The following is a 20,852-nucleotide window of genomic DNA, read 5'->3' on the forward strand; positions in this document are numbered from 1 at the left end:
AACCACGCCCATCAACGCCGGCATGAACAGCGCCGAGATGCCCATGGTCGAGAAGATCGCGCCGAAGCTGGTTCCCGACCACTGCTTGTGCTGGAACCAGTAGGCGCCGATGGTGATCAGCCACGCCCCCCAGATGAAGAACTGGAGGAAGTTCATCACGATCAGGCGCAGCTTCAGGCTCACTTGGACTCCCTTGCGGCGCCGTGGTGGCGCGGCCAATGCCGCAGGTTAGTCATCGCCGCCGACGGCGGCAAGCGGATTGCACCGCCAGCGGCTGCGGCAACACGGCCTGTAACGCCGGCTCAATTCTCCCGCGCCACCACCCGATTGCGGCCAGTCATCTTGGCCTGGCGCAAGCGCAGGTCGGCACGCCGCAGCAGCTGGGCCAGCTCGGTGCCGTCCTGCGGCCAGCTCGAAATGCCGCCGCTGAAGGTCATCCGGATCGACGGCTCGCCCGGCTCGGGGACGTAGGGGTTGGCCGCGACGCTGCGGCGCAGGGTTTCCAGGCGCTCCCAGGCGCGACCGGTCGGCTGCTGCATCACCAGCGCGAACTCCTCGCCGCCCAGGCGCACCAGCCAGTCCTTGTCCTCCAGCCCGGAGCGCAGGACTTCCACCACGTGGCGCAGCGCCCGGTCGCCGGCGCTGTGCCCGAGTTCGTCGTTGATCCGGCGGAAATAATCGAGGTCGATCAGGGCCACCGACAGCGACAAGCCGGATTCGCTGGCGGCGTCGGCCAGCGCCGGGAATCGGTAGCTCAGCAGGGTGCGGTTGGGCAGTCCGGTCAGGCCGTCGGTGCCGGACAGCTCCACCAGCGACTGCATCCGGTACACCACGATGGCCATGACCGCGGTGGTGACGGAGATCATCAGCAGCCGCTGGATCACGTTGGATACCCGCGCGGTGCCGTAGTCGGCGGAGGCTAGCTGGTCGGGCACGGCGGCCAACGAGAACAGCAGCACCGCCAGCAGGCCGTACTGGAGCATCGCCAGTCCGCCGGCGTACAGGGTCAGGCGACCGTCGTTGCGCAGCGCGGTCATACCGATGGCGATCAGGTAGAAGGCCCAGACCACCATGCTGTTCAGGGCGCCGGCGAACGAACCGATCGCCAGCATCCCCAGCACCAGCGTCGTCAGGGTGATGTCGTAGCTGGTGGTCAGCCATGGCAGCCAGCGGAAGCGCCGTTTCTGCCGGGCCAGCATCAGCAACAACTGCGCCGCCAGCACGGTCAGGATCACCCCGGTGACCCCGGCCAGGCCCTCGGCGGGCGTGTATTCGTCAGTGGCGATGTTGACCAGTGGAAACAGAAGCAGCGCAAGCGACAAGCCGGCGCGAAGCTTGGCGACCAGCAATTCGCCGCCTGCCCCCACTTCCAGCATCAGTGCATCGGGCGGCGCCCGCAGGCGTCGCCAGAAACCTTGAAGGTCAGATCCGATACGTTCCACGCGTGCCCCCCGGTTCCGCTGCAGCATAGGCCGCGAAGGGGATGGACTCAAACCGGCATGCCGAGGGTGTGCGCTCGTTGCCACGCCGCGATGGCAACCGGCGTGGCGCAAACGCTTGACTGCATAATGAGAATCATTATCATTCGCTGCGGCCTGCTCTTTTCGTTCGGTCATGTCCGCCAGTTCGTCTTCCGAATCCACCTGTCGCCCTGCGACTCCCGCGACCTTTGCGCCGGCTGCGTGCCCATTGGTGCTGCTGGACAGCGGGCAACTGATGCAGGGCCGCAACGAGGTGCTGATTCGTCACGGCGACGAGATCTATCGCCTCCGTCATACCCGCAACGACAAGCTGATCCTGACCAAATGATTTTCCCCGGCGAGTCAAGGCCGAACTGACGGCCACGACGCACCGAAGCTTTCGACAACCCCTCCAGCCAGCCAGCGCACGCGCAAGCCAGCGAGCCCTTCAACCTTCCCTGGAATACTCATGCGTTTGCATCCGTTGTCCATTGCGCTGTCCGCCGCGCTCGTTGTTTTCGCCCCGACTCTTGCCCACGCCAGCCCTGTCGCTGCGCCTGCCGATCGCCCGGCCGACGTCGCTGTCGATACCGTCGATGCCGGGCTGGATGACGACGTCAAGGCGTTCGACCGAGTGGTCGTCACCGCCACCCGCACCGAGCGCGCGCTGATCGACGTGCCCAATACCGTGGACGAGATCGACCGCGATCAGATGGACAAGCATCTGGTCCAGAACCTGAAGGATCTGTTCCGCTACGAACCGGGCATCAGCGTCGGCAACAGCTTTGGCCGCTTCGGCATCGGCGACATCCGCATCCGCGGGCTGGGAGGCAACCGTGTGCGCATCCAGACCGACGGCATTGCGGTGCCGGATGCGTTTTCCATCGGCAGCTTCTCCAGCGCCAACCGCAACTTCGTCGACCTCGACACTCTCAAGCAGGTCGAGGTGGTGCGCGGCCCGACCAGCTCGCTGTACGGCTCGGACGCGCTGGGCGGTACGGTGTCGTTCATCACCAAGGACCCTTCGGATTATCTGGAGGACGGCAAGGATGCCTATTTTGGCTTCAAGCTCGGCTACGACGGCGAGTGGAACGGATTTTCGGTGGGCGCCACCGCTGCGTTCGGCGGCGAGCGCTGGTCGGGCATGCTGGCGTTCAACCACCGCCAGGGGCACGAGACGCGCAATCAGGGCGAAATCGGCGGTGCGGGCGCGACGCGCACCCGGCCAAATCCACAAGACCGCGACGGACGCAGCCTGCTCGGCAAGCTGGTGTTCGCGCCCAGCGCGGCGCAGCGCTTCACGCTGACCGTGGAAGGCAACGAGGACAACGCCGACACCGAAATGCTGACCTCGCAGGGTGTGCAGGCGCTGACCGGTGCCAACAACACGCGGGTAGGCGCCAACGACGGGCAGCGCCGCACGCGGGTGTCGCTGGCGCACCGGATCGATTTCCAGAACCGCTTTGTCGACAGCATCGACTGGCAGATCTACACCCAGAAGAGCACCACCACCCAGTACACCATCGAGGAGCGCACGCTGCCGCCGCCGACCCTGCAGGACGTGCGCGAGCGCTGGTTCCACTTCGATCAGCGCGAGGTCGGGCTGCAGGCCAACTTCCGCAAGGCGCTGGAAATCGGGTCGGCGCACCACGACCTGGCCTGGGGCCTGGACATGGTGCGCACCCGCACCGCGCAGCGTCGCGACGGGTTGCGCAGCTATCCGCTGACCGGTGCGAGCACGACGAACATGGCGCCTGACAACTTCCCGGTGCGCGACTTCCCGCTCAGCACCACCGCCAACGTGGCGGCGTATTTCCAGGACGAGATCGCACTGGCAGACGGCGCGCTGCGGCTGGTGCCGGCGCTGCGGGTTGACCACTACAGGCTGACCCCGCACATGGACGCCATCTTTGCCGGCGACAACCCCGGCGTGACGCTGAGCGGGTTGACCAAGACCAGCGTGTCGCCCAAGTTCGGCGTGGTCTGGCATTTCAGCGAAGACTGGTCGCTGTTCGGCGGCTACGCGCGCGGCTTCCGCTCGCCGCCCTACGCCGACGTCAACATCGGTTTCACCAACGTCCAGTTCGGCTACACCGCGATCGCCAATCCCAACCTGAAGCCGGAAACCAGCAACGGCTTCGAGCTGGGCCTGCGCTATTCCGGCCCGACCGCCTACGCCAGCCTGAGCGTCTACGACAACCGCTACCGCGACTTCATCGAGTCGTTCGTGTTCACCGGCTTCAACGCGCAGGGGCTGATGGTCTACCAGTCGCAGAACGTGGCCGACGCGCGCATCCACGGCGTCGAGCTGAAGGCGGGCGTGGAGCTGGGTGCGCTGTCCGATGCGCTGGCGGGCTGGTCGCTGCGCGGCGCGGCGGCGTGGTCGCGAGGCAACGATCGCAGCGCCGGCGAACCGCTGGAAACGGTCGATCCGTTGACCGCCACGCTGGGACTGGCCTATGACGCCGACAACTGGGGCGTGGAACTGGCGGGGCGCTTTGCCGGCCGCCGCGACCGCATGCCGTCAGCACCGGCGGGCACCTCGTATTTCGTCTCGCCCGGCTACGGCGTGTTCGATCTGTACGCGCACTGGAACCTGGGATCGCGGGTGAAGCTCAACGTCGGCATCCGCAATCTCGCGGATCGCCGCTACTGGGCGTCCGGGGACGTACCGCTTGCCGGTTCCACCAGCGCCGTTCTGGATCGCTTTACCGCGCCGGGCCGCAGCGTGTCCGCTTCGCTGCAGGTGGGCTGGTAGTCCGGTCATGCCGTCCGGCTTGCCGCATCCACGGCAACTCGCCGCGCTCGGCCCGGTGCTGTGTCTGTACCGGTCCCAGGCGGGTGGCGAGCTGAGTGGCTGGGCGCAGGCCGCCTGCGGCCGTTGCGAAAGCGTGCTGGATAGCGATGGCCTGTGCCAGAACATGCAGTTCTTCGATGACGAAGGCCGCTGCTGCTGGCGCCTGTATTTGTTGCCGGACACCGATTTCCTGGCATGGGAACAGCTGGTCGAGGCGTTGCCGGAGTGCTGCGCGGCGGAGCCGGAGCCGGGCCTCGGCGAACGCCTCTGGCTGCGGCTGGCGGGGCGGCTGGGCGGTCCGGCCTGGCGCGCCAGCGTGCTGCGCCTCCACGCACTGCCGGGTGGGGCGGGAGGCGCGGGCGTGCCGCTGCTGGCGGCCAGCCTGCCTCGGTTGTCGGTCTGCGGGACCGAATTCGCGTGCCGGATTGCCTGCCGTGAGGGCGCGGACTGCTCCACGCTGGCTGATGTCCACTATGGTGGAATGCCGGCAGGCGCCTAGCGGCACGGGCGCGGCGCGGTGTTGCCTTATACTTTCAGGGTGCCCCGTTTCGGAAGATTTCCATGGCCTTCTTTCTCGCGCTCATTCTGCTGTTCGCCGGCGTCATCCTCCTGTTCAAGACCGTGCGGATGGTGCCGCAGGGCTACGAGTGGACGGTGGAGCGCTTCGGCCGCTACACCCACACCATGGGGCCGGGCCTGCACTTCCTGATGCCGGTGGCCTATGGCGTCGGGCGCAAGATCAACATGATGGAGCAGGTGATGGACGTGCCCAGCCAGGACGTCATCACCAAGGACAACGCCGTGGTCAAGGTCGACGGCGTGGTCTACTTCCAGGTGCTCGATGCCGCCAAGGCCGCCTACGAGGTGGCCCAGCTGGAAGTCGCGATCCTCAATCTGGTGATGACCAACATCCGTACCGCGATCGGTTCGATGGACCTCGACGAATCGCTGTCCAAGCGCGACGAGATCAACACCAAGGTGCTGCACGCGGTCGACGAGGCCACCCATCCCTGGGGCATCAAGGTCAACCGCATCGAGCTCAAGGACATCCAGCCGCCGCGCGATCTGGTGGATTCGATGGCCCGGCAGATGAAGGCCGAGCGCGAGAAGCGCGCCAACATCCTCGAAGCCGAGGGCCTGCGGCAGGCGCAGATCCTGCGCGCCGAGGGCGAGAAGCAGTCGGCGATCCTGTCGGCGGAAGGCCAGAAGGAAGCCGCGTTCCGCGAGGCGGAAGCGCGCGAGCGCCTGGCCGAGGCCGAAGCCAAGGCGACCCAGATGGTGTCGGACGCGATCGCCGGCGGCAACGTGCAGGCGATCAACTACTTCGTCGCCCAGAAATACATCGAGGCGTTCAAGTCGCTGGCCGAGGCGCCCAACCAGAAATTCGTGATGATGCCGATGGAATCCTCCGGCATCATCGGTTCGCTGGCCGGCATTGGCGAGTTGGCCAAGGATGCCCTGCAGCGCCAGGCGGTCCAGCCGCCCGCGCTCAAGTAAGTCGGAGGGCGGCCATGCGCTGGGACGTATTCGCCTGGGCGGCGGTCGCGTTGCTGCTGTTCGCGGCGGAGGCGATGGCGCCGGGCGCCTTCATGCTCTGGCTCGGGCTGGCTGCGGCGGCGGTGTTCGCAATCGTCCTGCTGGTGCCTGGCATCCCGCTGCTGGTCCAGGTGGGCGTCTTCGTGGTGCTCAGCTTCGTGTCGATCCAGGTCTACCAGCGCTGGTTCCGCAAACGTGAACGCCCGAGCGACCAGCCGGCGCTGAACCGGCGCACGGCCGCGCTGATCGGGCGGGTGGTGGCCCTGGACCGCGCCATCGTCGACGGTCGCGGACGGGTGCAGATCGCGGACGCCTTCTGGGATGTCACCGGGCCCGAGCTGCCGGCCGGAACCCAGGTCCGGATCGTTGGCGGCGACGCCATGACCCTGACCGTCGAGCCGGTCTGAGCCGCTTGGCGGGGAAGCACTCTGCGCGCGACACCGTAAACTATCGGGCCCCCACGTCGATAGAACCGCCATGACCCAGCAGACCGTCCTCAATCCGATCCACCGTGCGCTCGGCGCCAAGATGGTCGACTTCGGTGGCTGGGACATGCCGATCCACTACGGTTCGCAGATCGACGAACACCATCAGGTGCGGCGCGATGCCGGGATGTTCGACGTCAGCCACATGACCGTGGTGGATCTGGCCGGCCCGCGCGTGCGCGCCTTCCTGCGCCACCTGCTGGCCAATTCGATCGACAAGCTGCAGAAGCCGGGAAAGGCCCTGTACTCGTGCATGCTCAATCCGCACGGCGGCGTGATCGACGACCTGATCGTCTATTTCATGACCGAATCGTGGTTCCGGATGGTGGTCAATGCGTCCACCCGCGACAAGGACCTCGCCTGGCTCACCGCGCAGGCGCGGGCCTTCGACGTCCACGTGCGCGAACGGCCGGAGCTGGGCATCGTTGCCGTGCAGGGACCGAATGCGCGCGATCGCGTGGCCGGACTGCTGGCCGAAGGCGAGCGCGAGCCGATCATGAAGCTGGCGCGTTTTTCCGCGCGCAAGGCCAAGTCGGCGGCTGGCGCCGAGCTGTTCATCGCCCGCACCGGCTATACCGGCGAGGACGGTTTCGAAATCATCCTTACCAACGACGACATCGCCACGTTCTGGAACGCGCTGCTGGAGGCGGGCGTCAAACCGGCCGGCCTGGGCGCGCGCGACACCCTGCGGCTGGAGGCCGGCATGAACCTGTACGGGCAGGACATGGACGAGTCCGTCACCCCGTGGGAAGCGGCGCTGGCCTGGACGGTGGCGCTGGACGAAGGCCGCGATTTCATCGGCCGCGCCGCACTGGAGGCACAGAAGGCGGCGGGCGTGCCGCGCCAGATGCTCGGTCTGGTGATGGATGAAAAGGGCGTGCTGCGGCATGGGCAGAAGGTGCTGACCGAGGCCGGCGAGGGCGAGATTCTTTCGGGCACGTTCTCGCCCACGATCGGCAAGGCGATCGCCTTCGCCCGCGTGCCGTCCGGCGCGATCGGTGCGGTGCGCGTGGACATCCGCGGCCGCGAGGTCCCGGTGCGCATCGTCAAGTTCCCGTTCGTCCGCGAGAACGTCGTCCAGCCCGGCGTCTGAAAGTTTCGATAGACTTTCCATCCAACCCCACCCAGCGTTCCACAGGAGCACGTCCCATGAGCGAGATCCCCGGCGACCTCAAGTTCCACAAATCCCACGAATGGGTGCGGGTGGAAGGTGATGGCAAGGCCACGATCGGCATTTCCGACCATGCCCAGGGCCTGCTGGGCGATCTGGTCTACGTGGAACTGCCCAACGTCGGCGACCGCATCGAGGCAGGCAACGCCTGCGCGGTGGTCGAATCGGTGAAGGCGGCTTCCGACGTCTATGCGCCGATTTCGGGCAAGGTGGTCGAGGTCAATTCCGCGCTGGCCGACAAGCCGGAGACCATCAACGAGGACGCTTACGGCGACGGCTGGATGTTCGTGGTCGAACTCGAGGACGCCGACCAGCTCAACGAACTGCTCGACGCCGACGGTTACGCCGAGTTGCTGGAAGAAGACGAGCACTGAGGCCAGACCTCTGGCGACATCGAACCCGCGGCGGAAGCGCCGCGGGTTTTTTCTTTTCGGTCGCGCGTCCGGGCGTGTCGGAACGTGCGATCGCTGCGCAACGCCACGAAAAGTTCGCGCAATGTTCGCGCAAACGGGCTTGTGCAACGCGAAATTTTGCGCGCGCTGGTCGAACCGGAGTCGATCGACTTCGTTGCCCGCGCTACGCGATCGAAGTCGCGTCGACGCGTCGCGATGCGCTTTCGAAAAAAATCAACGTCGGGCTGGAACCCGCATTGCTGCTTGCGCGCAGCGCCCTGCGTCGATGCGGTTGATGCGATGTCGCACGTTGCTTCCGATGCGTTGGACGCAGGTCCGCGCGTGCGCGACGCCATCGGCCTCGACGTGTGCTGAAAAAACTTTGCAAAAGATTGTTGACACGTGAAAAAAGCGTGATTAGGTTTCGTCCAGCAGACGACGACTGCGGAAGCGCGTGACCAGACACGACACGATGACGAACAGCATCAGCAGCGCCACCACCACGAACGTTGCCGGGTGGGCGCCGATGCATCGTCACTCGAATTTTCGCGATGCAGTGATGTCGGATTTCCCAGCCTCGGGCATCCACGATTTTGGCGATTCGCCGGAAGGCGATGCAGCGTCGGGTCGGATGGCTCATGGCCAATGGCAGCAGATTCGCCGTTCGCGCTTGCGCGTCGGCACAGCATCCGTTCCGGCGCGCGAGGCGCGCCGGCGGTCGATCGCGGGTCCGATACCCGCGGTGTCTTTCGCAACTGGGCGTTACCGATTTACCCATTGACGAGGAGCCATACCATGGCCGTTAAGAAAGCTGCTGCGAAGAAGCCCGCCGCCAAGAAACCGGCGGCGAAGAAGACCGTGAAGAAGGCCGCTGCCAAGAAGCCGGCGGCGAAGAAAGCCGCCAAGAAGCCGGCGGCGAAGAAGCCTGCTGCCAAGAAGCCGGCTGCCAAGAAGGCTGCTGCGAAGAAGCCGGCTGCCAAGAAGGCCGCTGCGAAGAAACCGGCTGCCAAGAAGGCAGCTGCGAAGAAGCCGGCTGCCAAGAAGGCTGCTGCGAAGAAGCCGGCTGCGAAGAAGCCGGCTGCCAAGAAGGCCGCGAAGAAGGCCAAGCCGGCAGCGATGCCGGCGAACCCCGCGCCTACGATGTAAGACCACAGACCGGTTCCGGCACGTCCGGTTCCGGCGTCAGCAAGACACTGAAAGACCCTTCCCGTTGCCCAGGCGGGAGGGGTTTCTTTTTTCGCCCGTTCCGTGCTCAGGTCAGGGATGCTTCGCGCCCCGGCGCGGGGCGCCCCGGGGCGCTCATCTCAGGGCGGCGATGCCCTGGACGAGGACGAGTCGACGCCGTTGGGTGTCGTGGCTCGGCGGCGGGCGTAGATCGCGCTCGCGGTCGGTCCGTAGGATGGATCGTCCAGCCATTCACCGCCCTGGATGCCCAGGGCATCGTCCAGGATCGTCGGCAGCAGCGCGCTCGGCAGCGCGCTTTCGGAATTCCACAGGATCACCACGCCCAGGTCGCGCTCGGGCAGCATGGCGATCACTGCGCGATAGCCCTGGACGGCGCCGCCGTGGAAGATCACGTCGTGTCCGGAATAATTGTAATCGCGCCAGCCGAGCGCATAGCTGGCGGCGGTCAGGCGCGAGCGTCGCCAGGAGGCGACCTTGGTTTCCCCCGGGGTCTCCACCAGCGGTGCGTGCAGGGTGGCGAGCAGCGGCGCGGGCAGGACGTCGGGACGGTGCCCCGTCTGGGCGATCAGCCACTGCGCCATGTCGCTGACACTGGCGTTGACGCCGGCGGCCGGCGCCACCCGGTAGTAGGTCGGCTTGGGCGTCTGCGAGGACCAACCGCTGCCGCTGCGCACGTGCGGTCGTGCCCAGCGGGCGCTGGCGGTGATGCCTTCCAGGCCGTAGCTGGCGTCGTTCATGCCCAGCGGCTTGAAGATCCGGCTGGTGACGGCTTCGCTGTAGAAGCGTCCTGTGGCCGCGAACACGATGTCGCCGATCAGGCTGAAGGCGACGTTCTGGTAGGCGTAGCAGGTGCCGGGTTCGCACTGCATCGGCGCACCGGCCAGTTCGGCCGTCAGCACGTGGTAGTCGGCGTTGCGTTCGATGTCGCGGTCGAAGGTGTTGCGCTCCAGACCGGTGCGATGGCTGAGGATGTCGGCCACGGTGAGTCGTTCGGCGGCGCCGGGCTGGGACATCCGGAACGCCGGGACGTAATCGGTCAGGTGGCTGTCCCAGCGCAGCACGCCGTCGTTCACCAGCAGCCCGGTGACGGTGGCGGCGAAGGCCTTGGACAGCGAGGCAAGCCGGAACACGGTATGCGCATCGACCGGCTGCGGGTTGTTGACGTCGGTGACGCCGTAGCCGCGCGCGCTGAGAACCTGTCCGCCCTGCACGATCGCCATCGCCATGCCGGGCAGCTTGCCGTCGGCGGTCATCGCGGCCGCGATCGCTTCGTAGTCGGCGATGTCGAGGCGAACCGGAGGCTGAACCGCCGGCGTCGCGGGATTCGTTGGCGCCATCTGGAGCGGGCGTCCGTTCCACTGCGGAGTGGTTTGCGCCGAAGAGCCCAGCGCGAGGGGAAGCAGGCTGGCGATCAGCCCTGCGCGCCAGACCTGCCGGAGGGTTCGTTCATGCATGGGTCCCGCCCTCGGGTATGCTGCGGTTGTGCAGCGATTCTAGCGCCTGATTCCATGTGCTGAACATTCGGGGGAACGCATCATGTGGGCAATCCTGATTTTTCTGGCGATCATTGCGGCGGTCGTCCTGTGGGCGGTGCAGGTTTACAACGGTCTTGTCGTCGCGCGCAATGCGTTCAAGAACGCGTTCGCCCAGATCGACGTGCAGCTGCAACGCCGCTTCGACCTGATTCCGAACCTGGTCGAAGTCGCCAGGAAGTACATGGCGCACGAGCGCGAAACGCTGGAATCCGTGATCGCCGCCCGTTCGGCTGCGCAGGGTGGGCTGGCCGCCGCCAAGGCCAATCCGGGCGATCCGGAAGCGATGGCCGCGCTGGCAGCGACCCAGGGTCAGCTCAACGGCGTTCTGGGACGACTGATGGTCGTGGCCGAGGCCTATCCGGACCTGAAGGCCAACCAGAACATGATGCAGCTCACCGAAGAGCTGACCAGCACCGAGAACAAGGTCGCCTTCGCCCGCCAGGCCTTCAACGACGCCGTGATGCACTTCAACAACCTGCGCGAGATATTCCCCAACAGCGTGTTCGCCGGAATGTTCGGCTTCCAGCAGGCATCGCTGCTGGAAATTTCCGCCGACCAGCAGGCGCAGGTGCGGGCTGCGCCCAAGGTGGAGTTCTAGGAGGGTAGTCGTCTCGCAGCGGCCGTCCCGCCATGAACTTCTTCGAACGACAGGCACAGGCGCGCAGGAGCTCATCGCGACTGGTGCTGTTGTTTGGCCTGGCGGTCGCCGGGATCGTGGCGGCGGTCGATGCGATCGTGTTCGTGTTCCTGCCGCATCCGGGCGTACTGGCGCTGACCAGCCTGCTGGTGCTGCTGGTGATCGGGGCGGGTTCCGCCTGGCGGATCAGGAGTCTCGGCGGCGGCGGTCGGGCGGTGGCCGAGCAGATGGGGGCGACCGAGGTGCCCCTCGATACCCGCGATCCGTCGCTGCGGCGGCTGCGCAACGTGGTCGAGGAGATCGCCATTGCCTCGGCGTTGCCGATACCGCGCCTGTACGTCATGGAAGGCGAGGCCGGCATCAACGCCTTCGCCGCCGGGTTCACGCCGGCCGATGCCGCGGTGACGGTGACGCGCGGGGCGCTGGACCGGCTCAATCGCGATGAACTGCAGGGCGTGATCGCCCACGAGTTCAGCCACATCCTCAACGGCGACATGCGGCTGAACCTGCGCATGATCGGCGTGCTGTTCGGGATCCTGATGGTGGGCCTGATCGCTCGCAAGGTCCTGGAATATGGACGCTTTCGAGGGTCGGGGGCTTTGCTCGTCCTGCTGGTGACGCTGACCATGATGCTGGTCGGCTACCTCGGGCTGTTTCTCGCCCGGATGATCAAGGCCGGCATCAGCCGTTCGCGCGAGCGGCTGGCCGATGCCACCGCCGTGCAGTTCACGCGTCAGACCGCAGGGCTGGCCGGGGCGCTGAAGAAAATCGCCGGCGTTGCCGGGGGCTCGCGGTTCGATCAACGCAGCAAGGCCGAGGAAGTCAGCCACATGCTGTTCGGGGAAGGGCTCGGGTTCTCCGGACTGTTCGCCACCCATCCGCCGCTGCTGGAGCGGATTCGCGCGCTTGAACCGGGCTTCGGCGCCGACGCCCTGGATGCGCTGAAGGCGCGCTGGATGCTGGCGCCGCCGGATGGGTTGGGCGAGGACGTGCAGCTCGGGCTGGTGGGCGAAGGCGAGGCGGCGACGCTGCGAACGGGTGTCGCGCCACCGCCTTTGCCGACGATGGCGTCCGCCGCTTCCGGTCCGCCGCCGCTGCCCGGAACCGGAGCGCAGGTGCGTCTCGCGGCGGCCGACGTGGCCGCCCAGGTCGCCACCCCGGACTCCGAAGACTATCTCCGCGCGAGCGCGATCATGGCGGCGATGCCCGAGCCCCTGCGCGCGCTCGCGCGCGACCGCGAGGCGGTGATTGCGCTGCTGCTGGCGTTGCTGCTCGACGACGACGCGCAGGTTCGGGCGCACCAGTTGGCCGAGGTGAACACGCGGCTGGGCCAGCCGATCGGCGAGCAGGCGGTGACGTTGCGCGAACAGCGGCTGCGGGGCTTGCATCCGATGTTGCGCCTGCCGCTGGCGTCATTGGCATTCCCCGCGCTGCGGCTCTGCCCGCGCCCACGGCTTGAGGCCTTCCTCGACGCGGTACGGGCGCTGACCGACGCCGACGGAGCGCTATCCCTGTTCGAGTATTGCCTCGGCAAGCTGCTGACCGTGCAGGTGCGCGAAGCGCTCGATCCCGGGCGCTACGCCCAGTTCGGCCGTCGCAAGCCCGGCAACGTGCGGCAGGAATTCGCCACCCTGCTGGCGGTGGTGGCGCGCTGCGGCAACGACGACGATGCCTCCGCCCGCCGTGCGTATCTGGCCGGGATGCAGCGGGTGCTGCCGCACGACGTGCTGCCCTATGCGCCGCCGGCCAATGGGGTCGCGGCGCTGGACGCGGTCTGGGGGCCGCTGGATGCGCTGGATCCGCTGGCCAAGCAGGTCATGGTCGAGGCCGTCACTGAAACCATCGCCAGCGACGGCCGGGTCAACGTCGCCGAAGCCGAGCTGTTGCGCACGATCTGCGGGGTGCTGCACTGCCCGCTGCCGCCGATGCTGGAGTCGGTCGGGCGGCCGCAAGGGTAAGTGGTGTGAGTGGTACGGGGTAAAGGGCTTTTGGACGCGGATGAACGCGGAAGACGCGGATCAAGCGTTCAATCGGATTTTGTCCGCGCCAATCCGCAGCAGAGACCCTGACTCCAGGGTGTGGCGTTGATGCGAAGTCAAAGAGCTTTCTGACGCGGATGAACGCGGAAGACGCGGATCAAAATTTCAATCGGATTTTATCCGCGTCAATCCGCGTCAGAGATCTTTGCTCTGCTCTCCGCTGTTATGTCATGCCGCCGCGAGAATCAACTCCGCGGCGCGCTCGGCGATCATGATCGTCGGCGCGTTGGTGTTGCCGCCGGGCAGGTTGGGCATGACCGAGGCGTCGATCACGCGCAGGCCCTCGACGCCGTTGACTCGCAGCTGTGGGTCCACCACGGCGGTGTCGTCGCTGCCCATCCGGCACGTGCCGACCGGGTGGTACACGGTTTCGGCGCGGCTGCGCACGAATTCGATCAGGTCGGCCTCGCCGCGCGGCTGCTGCGGCGGGAAGATCCAGTCGCCGCGGTAGGGGTCGAAGGCCTTCTGCGCAAACACCTCCAGCGACAGCTTGGCGCATTCGAGCATGACCTTGAGGTCGAAGCCTTCCGGATCGCCGAGATAGTTCGGGTCGATCCGCGGCTTGTCGGACGCGCGGGCGCCGGTCAGCTCCACCCGGCCACGGCTGCGCGGGCGCAGGAAGCAGGCGTGCATGGTGTAGCCGTCGCCGGGCAGGCGGTTGCGGCCGTGGTCGTCGATCATTGCCGGGATGAAGTGCAGCTGGATATCCGCGCGCTCGTCGGTCGCCAGCGGAGAGCGCCAGAACGCCCCGCCCTCGGCAATGTTGCTGGTGCCGGGGCCGCGGTGGCCGCCAAGGAAGTACTGCACCGCGGTCTTGACCTCGCTGACGCGGTCGTAGCTGACGCGCTGCGTGCAGTGCTGCAGGGTGGTGACGTCGAGGTGATCCTGCAGGTTGCCGCCGACGTCGGGCGCGTCCACGCGCACGTCGATGCCGAGCCGGCGCAGCGCGTCGGCCGGACCGATGCCGGACAGCATCAGGGTCTGCGGGGAATTGATCGCGCCGCCGCACAGCAATACTTCGCGGGTGGCGGTGAAACGAAGTTCCCGGCCGCCCTGCGAGCAGGCGACGCCGCTGGCGCGACGGCCGTCGAAGGTGATGCGTTCGACCGGCGCGCCGGTGTGGACGCGCAGGTTCGGGCGCGACTTCACCGGATCGAGATAGCCGACGGCGGTCGAGCAGCGCGCGCCGTCCTTTTGCGTCACTTGGTACAGCCCGACGCCCTGCTGCCGCGCGCCGTTGAAGTCCGGATTCGGGGCCAGTCCGGCCTGCTGCCCCGCTTCGACGAAGGCGTGGCTGAGGGGATTGACGTAGCGCAGGTCGGAGACCGACAGCGGACCGTCGCCGCCGTGGAAGGCATCGGCACCGCGGCTGTTGCGCTCGGCCTTGCGGAAACAGGGCAACACGTTGTCCCAGTGCCAGCCGGTCGCGCCGCGCGCGGCCCATTCGTCGTAGTCGGCGGGCACGCCGCGGATGTAGCACATGGCGTTGATCGAGCTGGAACCGCCCAGCAGCTTGCCGCGCGGACACCACAGTCGGCGTCCGCCCAGCTGCGGCTGCGGTTCGGTGATGTAGTCCCAGTTGATCGACGTGAGCCCGGCGATCTTGGCCAGCCCGGCGGGCATGTGGACGAAGGGATGCCAGTCGCGGCCGCCGGCTTCCAGCAGCAGCACCTTGACCGATGGGTCTTCGCTCAAGCGGTTGGCGAGCACGCAGCCGGCCGAGCCGGCACCGATGATGATGTAGTCGTATGCCGTGGCCAATGCCGCCGTCCGCGCATCGTGGATCGAATCCCGAAACTATGCCCGGAGACTAGAGCAAATGCTCGGCTCGGGCGCGTTGCGGCCAACGCTGTCGCTGCGGGCGCTGGCAAAAGAGGCCTGCCTGCGGTTAACGTGACGCCTTCCAGCTTGCCGTGACCCGGGCACCCATGATCGACAGCACTGCCGGATCCGGTCGCATCGGCCGCTTCAAAGCCGCGCTGGGCGACTCGCCGCCGCTGCTGTGGTCGTTCCTCTATTTCTTCTGCCTGCTCACCGGCTATTACGTGCTGAGGCCGGTGCGTGAGGCGATGGGCGCCTCCAACGATGTCACGACGCTGTTCCCGCCGGCGATGGTCGCGTTTTTCGCCGGCCATGGGGTTGCCCTCAAGGAACTGCAGCTGCAGGTGCTGTTCACCTGCACCTTCCTGATCATGCTGGCGCTGCAGCCGGTGTACGGCTGGCTGGTCAGCCGCTGGCCGCGGCGGGTGTTCCTGCCGGTGGTTTACGGGTTCTTCATCGTCACCCTGCTGCTGTTCTACCTGATGTTCGACAGCCGCGTGCCGGGTCGCGGGATGGCGTTCTTCCTGTGGGTGACGGTGTTCAACCTGTTCGCCGTGGCGGTGTTCTGGAGCTTCATGGCCGACATCTTCAGCGACGTCGATGCGCGCCGCTGCTACGGCTACATCGGCGCGGCCGGCACGCTGGGGGCGATCCTCGGGCCGATCCTGACCCGGACGCTGGTGGAGCGCATCGGCATCGCCCACCTGATGCTGGTGTCGGCCGGTTTCCTGGTGTTGTGCGTTGTCTGCCTGCTGCGGCTGCGCCGCCATGCCGTGTTGCGCGAACAGCGGCATCGGCTCTCCAGCGGGGAAACGCCGATGGGCGGAACGGTGCTGGCGGGGCTGAAGCTACTGGCGCAGGAGCCGCTGTTGCGCTGGATGGCGGTGCTGACCGTGTTCGGCGTCGGCGTGGGGACGCTGCTGTACAACGAACAGGCGGCCATCGTGCGCCAGTTCTATCCCGATCCGCAGCAGGCCACCGCGTACTACGCCAATATCGATCTGGCGGTGAATGCCCTGACCCTGATGATCCAGCTGTTCGTCACCCGCGCGCTGCTGTCCCGATTCGGCATCGCGCCGGCGATGCTGGTGCCGGCGTTCGCGATCATCCTCGGCTACGCCGCCCTGGCCGCTTCGCCGCTGCCGCTGCTGGTGGCCGTGGTGCAGGTCGTCACCCGCGGCAGCGAATTCAGCCTGTCCAAGCCGGCCCGCGAGACCATCTACACGCGGGTGGCGCGCGAATGGCGCTACAAGGCCGGCGCGGCGATCGACACGGTGGTTTACCGCGGCGGCGACCTGAGCTTCGTGTGGCTGCACAAGCTGCTGTCGGGCTTTGGCTCCCAGGTCGTGTTCGGCGCCGGGCTGCTGGTCGCCCTCGGCATGACGCTGGGGGCATGGAAGGTGGTGGGCGAAGCAAGGAAACTGCCGGACCAACGCATCCAGACGGAGGACGAACGATGACGATGCTGGCAACATTTCTGCTGCTTCTGGTCGCCGCGCTGCACCTGTATTTCCTGGTGCTGGAGATGTTTCTCTGGACCCGTCCGCTGGGCCTGAAGACATTCCGCAACACGCCGGAGAAGGCCGCAACCACCCGCGTGCTGGCAGCCAATCAGGGCCTGTACAACGGCTTCCTCGCCGCTGGCCTGCTGTACGCGGCCGGCACCGGCTCGCGCGAGTTCGCGACGTTCTTCCTTGGTTGCGTGGTGGTGGCCGGGCTCTATGGCGCGTGGTCGGTCAACAGGCGCATCTTCTTCGTGCAGGCGTTGCCCGCGATCGCGGGATTGCTCGCGCTGTTTCTGTAGCCACGGCGGCCCTCAGGCCACCGCGCGCCGCCCCTCCTGCGCGAGCGTGTCGTAATAGCTCGCCGCGCGCAACTCGTGCGGATCGAAGTCGTCCACCGTGATGGTGTCCAGCGTCAGTGCCCGCAATTCTTCCAGTTGCTTGCGCTCGTCCTGGGTGATCCAGCCCTCGCGCACGCCTTCGTCCAGCTGCGAGGCGAAATCCAGCGCCTCGATGTCCTTCGTCTTCAGCGCCTTCAGGAACTTGCGCTCCACCGGCTCGGCGGCGATGGCCTGTTCCAGGTAGCTGTTGATGCGGCCGCCCGGGTTGTGCGCGCCGGGGGTCAGGAACACGCCCTGCGCCAGCCGTTCACGGGCCTCATTGGGGTTCATCAGCACGTTGGCGACACGGTGCGACAGGCGGTCGCCCGGGGCCACGGCACGCCGGCCCAGCGGGAACACCAGCGGCCACAGCAACCAGCCCAGCGGCTTGATCGGGAAGTTGCGCAGCGCCTGCGACAGCGCCAGTTCGATCTCGTAGGCGCTGTTGTGGAAGGCCCACGCCAGCAGCGGCTTGTCAGCCTCCGGGCAGCCCTCGTCGTGGTGGCGCTTGAGCACCGCGCCCATCATGTACAGGTGGCTGAGTACGTCGCCCAGCCGGCCCGACAGCGATTCCTTGAACTTCAACCGCCCGCCCAGTGCGCCCAGCGACACGTCGGTCAGCAGCGCCAGGTTGGCGGCGTAGCGGTTGAGCTTGCGGAAGAACTTCCTGGTGTAGGCGTCGCCTGCGGTCGCTTGCAGGCGCGAACCGGTCAGGCCCAGCCAGAACGAACGCACCGCGTTTGAAATCGCGCCACCGATGTGGGCATACAGCGCCTCGTCCAGCGCGGCCAGCCCGGCCTTCGCATCCGGATCCTGCGCTGCGCGCATCTCCTTGAGGATGTAGGGATGGCACAGGATCGAGCCCTGCCCGAAGATCAGCAGGCTGCGGGTCATGATGTTGGCGCCCTCGACCGTGATCGCGATCGGCGCGGCCTGCCACGAGCGTCCGGCGAAGTTGTGCGGCCCGAGGATGATGCCCTTGCCGCCGATCACGTCCATCACGTCCTTGCTGATCTCGCGCGCGATGGTGGTGCAGTGGTACTTGGCGATCGCCGACGGCACCGACGGCACGTCGCCGCGGTCCACCGCCGCCGCCGTGGCCTGCGACAGCGCGCTGATGGCATAGGCCTTGCCGCCGATCCGCGCCAGCGCCTCTACCACGCCCTCGAAGCGGCCCACCGACAGCCCGAACTGCTTGCGGATGCGCGCATAGGCGCCGGTGACGACCGCCCCCGACTTGGCGCCGCCGCTGGCGGTGGAGGGCAGGGTGATCGAACGCCCGACCGCCAGGCACTCGTTGAGCATGTTCCAGCCCTTGCCGGCCATGTCCACGCCGCCGATCAACTGGTTGAGCGGGATGAACACTTCCTTGCCGTGGATCGGGCCGTTCTGGAACGGCGAGTTCAGCGGAAAATGGCGGCGCCCCACGTCCACGCCGGCGGTGTCGCGCGGCAGCAGCGCCAGCGTGATGCCGATGTCGCGGGTATCGCCGATCAGGCCGTCCGGGTCGTACATGCGGAAGGCCAGCCCGATCAGCGTGGAGACCGGCGCCAGGGTGATGTAGCGCTTGTCGAAGGTCAGCTTCAGACCCAGCACGTTGGCGCCGTTCCACTGTCCCTTGCAGACGATGCCGAAGTCGGGGATCGAGGTTGCGTCGGAGCCGGCGAACGGCCCGGTCAGGCCGAAGCAGGGCACCTCGACGCCGGAGGCCAGGCGCGGCAGGTAGTAGTCCTTCTGCTCCTGCGTGCCGTAGTGGTTGATCAGCTCGCCCGGGCCCAGCGAATTGGGCACGCCCACGGTGGCGCTGACCACGCTGGAGATCGAGGCGATCTTCTGGATCACCTTGTGGTGTGCCAGCGCGGAAAAGCCCAGTCCGCCGTACTGCTTCGGAATGATCATCCCGAAGAACTTGTTGGATTTGATGAAGTCCCACAGCTCCGGCGGAAGGTCGGCGTGGACGTGGGTGATTTCCCAGTCGTTGATGCGCTTGCACAGCTCTTCCACCGGGCCATCGAGGAAGGCTTGTTCCTCATCGCTCAGCTGCGGCTTCGGATAGGCCAGCAGCTTGTTCCAGTCCGGCATGCCCGAGAACAGGTCGCCCTCGAAGCCCACCGAACCGGTTTCCAGCGCGATGCGCTCGGTCTGCGACAGCGGCGGCAGCGCCTTGCGCAGGAAGCGCAGCGCCGGGGCCGACAGCAGCGGGCGGCGCAGCGGCGGAATCAGCAGCGGCAGCGCGATCAGCGCCACGATGCCGGTGACGACCAGGGTGGCGACGTGGCTGGCGCCCAGCAGCCAGGCCCCGACCAGCAAGGTGGCAGTGAGCGCGGCCCAGACCGCGAGGCGCAGTCGGTGGTAGGCGGAAAACGCCGATGCCAGCAGCACGGCGAGGATGGGCAGGGAAGCGTTCAAGAGGGGGCTCATGTCAGGGCTCCGGTATGGGTACGGGCCGCGGGGCTGCATTGCGTGTCGCCACGCCCGCTAATACCATACCTTTCAGTATGTGATCGGCTTGCGAACTTCTAACGTACAAAAGTCGAGCAATGGCTCAGCATACTGTTCGTGCAGCCTCCGTATGGAATCAGGAACCCCGATGACCGATACCGCAACCCGCAGCTCGCGCCTGAGCGTGGACGACTGGACCCGCGAGGCGCTCGAGCAGATCGCCGAATCGGGCGTTGCGGCGGTCGCCGTCGAACCTCTGGCGCGCCGTCTCGGCGTCACCAAGGGCAGCTTCTATTGGCATTTCCCGTCCCGCGACGCCCTGCTGCAGGCGGCGCTGGAACGCTGGGACCGCGACGAGCAGATGGCCTACGGCGCGCTGGCCTCGATCAGCAATGCCAGCGAGCGGCTGCGCACCTTGTTCAACATGGTGCGCGACCACACCAAGACCCACGTCATCTATTCCGAACTGCTCAAGGCCGCCGAGCACCCGGCGATCCGCGCCGTGCTCGACAACGTGCTCAAGCGCCGCATCGGCTTCCTGTTCGACTCCTTCCGCCAGGCCGGCCTGGCCGAGCGTGATGCGCTGCGGCGGGCGCGGATGGCCTACGCGGTGTACGTTGGCTTCCTGCAGCTGGAACTGCCCAAGTTCCGGCAGCGCGAGCAGAGCGAGGATTTCGCCGGCTACATCGACCACATCACGGTGACCCTGATTCCGGGGCATTGACTCCGCGTCCGCGTCCGCAAAATTTCTTCAATCACACGCAACCTGTTTCAGGAGGAACCACCCATGGCCGCAGCGCCCGACACCGCGCCGACCGTCACCGGCACCGCCACCACGTTTCCGGCGCTGGCCGACTGGGTGTCCGAAGTCGCCGCGCTGACCCGCCCCGCCGCGATCCACTGGTGCGACGGCAGCGAGGCCGAAAGCGATGCGCTGCACGCGCAAATGCAGGCCGACGGCACGCTGATCGCACTCAACCCGGACACCCACCCGAACTGCTGGCTGCACCGCTCCAATCCCGAGGACGTGGCGCGCGTCGAGCACCTGACCTTCATCTGCACGCCCGAGCGCGAGGATGCCGGTCCCAACAACAACTGGATGGCGCCAAGCGAAGCGCACGCGAAGATCGACGCGCTGTTCGACGGCTGCATGAAAGGCCGCACGCTGTACGTCATCCCCTATTGCATGGGCCCGATCGACTCCCCGCTGTCGCGCTGCGGTGTCGAAATCACCGACTCGCCCTACGTCGTCGCCAACATGCGCATCATGACCCGCATGGGCACGCCGGCACTGGCGCGGATCGAGCGCGAAGGAAGCTTCGTGAAGGGCCTGCATTCCATCGGCGAACTCGACCCCAACCGCCGCTTCATCATGCACTTCCCCGAGGAACTGACGATCAAGTCCTACGGCTCGGGCTACGGCGGCAACGCCCTGCTGGGCAAGAAGTGCCACGCCCTGCGCATCGCCAG

18 protein-coding genes and 3 pseudogenes are annotated in these 20,852 nt (G+C 66.9%); 16 read left to right on the forward strand and 5 right to left on the reverse strand.

What is annotated here, in order from left to right; all coding sequences use genetic code 11:
- Both Q0X16_RS12520 and Q0X16_RS12525 read right to left on the reverse strand, forming a co-directional pair.
- Positions 1-183, reverse strand: a pseudogene (locus tag Q0X16_RS12520) (MFS transporter); the annotation flags it as partial.
- Positions 184-302: 119 nt separating this feature from the next.
- Positions 303-1,376, reverse strand: a complete 1,074-nt coding sequence (locus Q0X16_RS12525) for a GGDEF domain-containing protein (RefSeq protein WP_297834997.1) — start codon at positions 1,374-1,376, stop codon at positions 303-305.
- Between the two features lie 322 nt (positions 1,377-1,698).
- On the opposite strand from Q0X16_RS12525, the pseudogene Q0X16_RS12530 reads away from it, so the two are divergent.
- From Q0X16_RS12530 to Q0X16_RS12575, 10 genes and pseudogenes are all read left to right on the forward strand, one after another.
- Positions 1,699-1,809, forward strand: a pseudogene (locus tag Q0X16_RS12530) (hemin uptake protein HemP); the annotation flags it as partial.
- A gap of 120 nt (positions 1,810-1,929) precedes the next feature.
- The gene (locus Q0X16_RS12535) at positions 1,930-4,218 is read left to right on the forward strand and encodes a TonB-dependent hemoglobin/transferrin/lactoferrin family receptor (protein WP_297834999.1); all 2,289 of its coding nucleotides are present in this window, start codon (positions 1,930-1,932) and stop codon (positions 4,216-4,218) included.
- A 7-nt stretch (positions 4,219-4,225) separates the two neighbouring features.
- Positions 4,226-4,756, forward strand: coding sequence for a Hemin transport protein (locus tag Q0X16_RS12540; protein ID WP_297835001.1), 531 nt, complete (start codon positions 4,226-4,228; stop codon positions 4,754-4,756).
- 62 nt (positions 4,757-4,818) lie between these two features.
- Positions 4,819-5,754 (forward strand): SPFH domain-containing protein, encoded by a 936-nt coding sequence (locus Q0X16_RS12545; protein ID WP_297835004.1) that lies wholly within the window; start codon positions 4,819-4,821, stop codon positions 5,752-5,754.
- Between the two features lie 14 nt (positions 5,755-5,768).
- Positions 5,769-6,200: an NfeD family protein gene (locus tag Q0X16_RS12550; protein ID WP_297835007.1), complete on the forward strand. Its 432-nt coding sequence runs from the start codon at positions 5,769-5,771 to the stop codon at positions 6,198-6,200.
- 70 nt (positions 6,201-6,270) lie between these two features.
- Positions 6,271-7,371: a glycine cleavage system aminomethyltransferase GcvT gene (gcvT, locus tag Q0X16_RS12555; RefSeq protein WP_297835010.1), complete on the forward strand. Its 1,101-nt coding sequence runs from the start codon at positions 6,271-6,273 to the stop codon at positions 7,369-7,371.
- A gap of 56 nt (positions 7,372-7,427) precedes the next feature.
- Positions 7,428-7,823 carry a glycine cleavage system protein GcvH gene (gene gcvH, locus Q0X16_RS12560; RefSeq protein WP_297835012.1) on the forward strand — a complete coding sequence of 132 codons (396 nt, stop codon included), beginning with the start codon at positions 7,428-7,430 and terminating at the stop codon, positions 7,821-7,823.
- Positions 7,824-7,907: 84 nt separating this feature from the next.
- Positions 7,908-8,216, forward strand: a complete 309-nt coding sequence (locus tag Q0X16_RS12565; RefSeq protein ID WP_297835014.1) for a hypothetical protein — start codon at positions 7,908-7,910, stop codon at positions 8,214-8,216.
- 79 nt (positions 8,217-8,295) lie between these two features.
- On the forward strand, positions 8,296-8,622 hold the full coding sequence (locus tag Q0X16_RS12570; RefSeq protein ID WP_297835016.1) for a hypothetical protein: 327 nt from the start codon (positions 8,296-8,298) through the stop codon (positions 8,620-8,622).
- A gap of 14 nt (positions 8,623-8,636) precedes the next feature.
- A complete protein-coding gene (locus Q0X16_RS12575; RefSeq protein WP_297835019.1) occupies positions 8,637-8,987 on the forward strand; it encodes a histone H1-like repetitive region-containing protein in 351 nt (116 codons plus the stop codon).
- Positions 8,988-9,145: 158 nt separating this feature from the next.
- Here the strand turns inward: Q0X16_RS12575 and Q0X16_RS12580 are convergent, their stop codons facing one another.
- Positions 9,146-10,480, reverse strand: a complete 1,335-nt coding sequence (locus tag Q0X16_RS12580) for a serine hydrolase domain-containing protein (protein ID WP_345780303.1) — start codon at positions 10,478-10,480, stop codon at positions 9,146-9,148.
- A gap of 82 nt (positions 10,481-10,562) precedes the next feature.
- On the opposite strand from Q0X16_RS12580, the gene Q0X16_RS12585 reads away from it, so the two are divergent.
- Positions 10,563-11,159: a LemA family protein gene (locus tag Q0X16_RS12585; RefSeq protein ID WP_297835020.1), complete on the forward strand. Its 597-nt coding sequence runs from the start codon at positions 10,563-10,565 to the stop codon at positions 11,157-11,159.
- 32 nt (positions 11,160-11,191) lie between these two features.
- The gene (locus Q0X16_RS12590; RefSeq protein WP_297835023.1) at positions 11,192-13,156 is read left to right on the forward strand and encodes a M48 family metallopeptidase; all 1,965 of its coding nucleotides are present in this window, start codon (positions 11,192-11,194) and stop codon (positions 13,154-13,156) included.
- Positions 13,157-13,405: 249 nt separating this feature from the next.
- Here Q0X16_RS12590 and Q0X16_RS12595 read toward each other — a convergent pair whose 3' ends face one another.
- Positions 13,406-14,998 carry a choline dehydrogenase gene (locus Q0X16_RS12595; protein ID WP_297835026.1) on the reverse strand — a complete coding sequence of 531 codons (1,593 nt, stop codon included), beginning with the start codon at positions 14,996-14,998 and terminating at the stop codon, positions 13,406-13,408.
- 167 nt (positions 14,999-15,165) lie between these two features.
- On the opposite strand from Q0X16_RS12595, the gene Q0X16_RS12600 reads away from it, so the two are divergent.
- Together Q0X16_RS12600 and Q0X16_RS12605 are read left to right on the forward strand one after the other, a co-directional pair.
- A complete protein-coding gene (locus Q0X16_RS12600) occupies positions 15,166-16,518 on the forward strand; it encodes an MFS transporter (RefSeq protein WP_297835029.1) in 1,353 nt (450 codons plus the stop codon).
- The gene (locus Q0X16_RS12605; RefSeq protein ID WP_297835031.1) at positions 16,515-16,862 is read left to right on the forward strand and encodes a DUF1304 domain-containing protein; all 348 of its coding nucleotides are present in this window, start codon (positions 16,515-16,517) and stop codon (positions 16,860-16,862) included. The genes Q0X16_RS12600 and Q0X16_RS12605 overlap by 4 nt, the downstream gene beginning before the upstream one ends.
- A gap of 12 nt (positions 16,863-16,874) precedes the next feature.
- Here the strand turns inward: Q0X16_RS12605 and Q0X16_RS12610 are convergent, their stop codons facing one another.
- Complete coding sequence (locus tag Q0X16_RS12610; RefSeq protein WP_297835036.1) at positions 16,875-19,349, reverse strand: acyl-CoA dehydrogenase; 2,475 nt, start codon at positions 19,347-19,349, stop codon at positions 16,875-16,877.
- A gap of 181 nt (positions 19,350-19,530) precedes the next feature.
- On the opposite strand from Q0X16_RS12610, the gene Q0X16_RS12615 reads away from it, so the two are divergent.
- Together Q0X16_RS12615 and Q0X16_RS12620 are read left to right on the forward strand one after the other, a co-directional pair.
- Positions 19,531-20,106 carry a TetR/AcrR family transcriptional regulator gene (locus tag Q0X16_RS12615; RefSeq protein WP_297835034.1) on the forward strand — a complete coding sequence of 192 codons (576 nt, stop codon included), beginning with the start codon at positions 19,531-19,533 and terminating at the stop codon, positions 20,104-20,106.
- A gap of 63 nt (positions 20,107-20,169) precedes the next feature.
- Positions 20,170-20,852: pseudogene (locus tag Q0X16_RS12620) on the forward strand (phosphoenolpyruvate carboxykinase); the annotation flags it as partial.

It is taken from the genome of Thermomonas sp. (assembly GCF_025993755.1).
Classification (GTDB): domain Bacteria; phylum Pseudomonadota; class Gammaproteobacteria; order Xanthomonadales; family Xanthomonadaceae; genus Thermomonas.

Bases quoted from the DNA above. Each gene is read 5' to 3' on its own strand.
- Q0X16_RS12525 (WP_297834997.1), bottom strand. From the start codon at position 1,376: ATGCTGGAAGTGGGGGCAGGCGGCGAATTGCTGGTCGCCAAGCTTCGC.
- Q0X16_RS12535 (WP_297834999.1), top strand. From the start codon at position 1,930: ATGCGTTTGCATCCGTTGTCCATTGCGCTGTCCGCCGCGCTCGTTGTT.
- Q0X16_RS12540 (WP_297835001.1), top strand. From the start codon at position 4,226: ATGCCGTCCGGCTTGCCGCATCCACGGCAACTCGCCGCGCTCGGCCCG.
- Q0X16_RS12545 (WP_297835004.1), top strand. From the start codon at position 4,819: ATGGCCTTCTTTCTCGCGCTCATTCTGCTGTTCGCCGGCGTCATCCTC.
- Q0X16_RS12550 (WP_297835007.1), top strand. From the start codon at position 5,769: ATGCGCTGGGACGTATTCGCCTGGGCGGCGGTCGCGTTGCTGCTGTTC.
- gcvT (WP_297835010.1), top strand. From the start codon at position 6,271: ATGACCCAGCAGACCGTCCTCAATCCGATCCACCGTGCGCTCGGCGCC.
- gcvH (WP_297835012.1), top strand. From the start codon at position 7,428: ATGAGCGAGATCCCCGGCGACCTCAAGTTCCACAAATCCCACGAATGG.
- Q0X16_RS12575 (WP_297835019.1), top strand. From the start codon at position 8,637: ATGGCCGTTAAGAAAGCTGCTGCGAAGAAGCCCGCCGCCAAGAAACCG.
- Q0X16_RS12580 (WP_345780303.1), bottom strand. From the start codon at position 10,480: ATGCATGAACGAACCCTCCGGCAGGTCTGGCGCGCAGGGCTGATCGCC.
- Q0X16_RS12585 (WP_297835020.1), top strand. From the start codon at position 10,563: ATGTGGGCAATCCTGATTTTTCTGGCGATCATTGCGGCGGTCGTCCTG.
- Q0X16_RS12590 (WP_297835023.1), top strand. From the start codon at position 11,192: ATGAACTTCTTCGAACGACAGGCACAGGCGCGCAGGAGCTCATCGCGA.
- Q0X16_RS12600 (WP_297835029.1), top strand. From the start codon at position 15,166: ATGATCGACAGCACTGCCGGATCCGGTCGCATCGGCCGCTTCAAAGCC.
- Q0X16_RS12605 (WP_297835031.1), top strand. From the start codon at position 16,515: ATGACGATGCTGGCAACATTTCTGCTGCTTCTGGTCGCCGCGCTGCAC.
- Q0X16_RS12615 (WP_297835034.1), top strand. From the start codon at position 19,531: ATGACCGATACCGCAACCCGCAGCTCGCGCCTGAGCGTGGACGACTGG.